This is a genomic window from Niastella vici, assembly GCF_002077945.1.
GTDB classification, from domain to species: domain Bacteria; phylum Bacteroidota; class Bacteroidia; order Chitinophagales; family Chitinophagaceae; genus Niastella; species Niastella vici.
This window is the reverse complement of record NZ_LVYD01000015.1, coordinates 1-684: the sequence shown is the minus strand read 5'-3', so window position 1 is coordinate 684 and position 684 is coordinate 1. Positions and strand designations below refer to the sequence as shown.

Annotated in this window: 1 protein-coding gene; it reads right to left on the bottom strand. The window is 46.3% G+C overall.

All coding sequences use genetic code 11. The features are described from left to right. Positions 1–684, bottom strand: a 684-nt coding sequence (locus A3860_RS40975; protein ID WP_216823399.1) for a hypothetical protein, incomplete at both ends; no start/stop codon positions are given.

Genomic DNA, 684 nt, shown 5'->3' with positions numbered 1-684 from the left:
TAGGTTCCAGCAGCGTTGTAGGTATTGCCATTCCAGGAATAAGGTAGTTGGTTGTTGCAAATGGTTATGGTTTGTGCGCCCGTCTTAGTTGGGTTGACATTCAGTGTGAGGGTAACGATAGAATCACAACCAGAAGCGCTGATCAGTGTGTCTTTATAAGTGCCAGCGGCATTGTATGTGTTTCCGTTCCAGGTATATGGTAATTGGTTGGCACATACAGTGGCTGTTTGAGATCCTGTTACAACAGGATTGACATTCAGTGTGAGGGTAACTATGGAGTCGCAGCCAGCGGCGCTGGTCAGGGTATCTTTATAAGTGCCGGCCGCATTGTAAGTGTTGCCATTCCAGGTATAAGGCAGTTGGTTGTTGCAAATGGTTATGGTTTGTGCTCCTGTCTTAGTTGGGTTAACATTCAATGTCAGGGTAACAATTGAGTCGCAACCTGAAGCGCTGATCAGGGTGTCTTTATAAGTGCCAGCTGCGTTATAAGAGTTTCCATTCCAGAGATACGGTAGCTTATTGCTACAAACGGTTGCAGTTTGGGCGCCTGTCAATGTTGCTTTTACTGTGAGTGTGAGGGTTACGATGGAGTCGCAACCAGCGGCACTGGTCAAAGTATCCTTATAGGTTCCCGCGGCATTATATGTATTGCCATTCCAGGTATAGGGCAGTTGATTATTACAG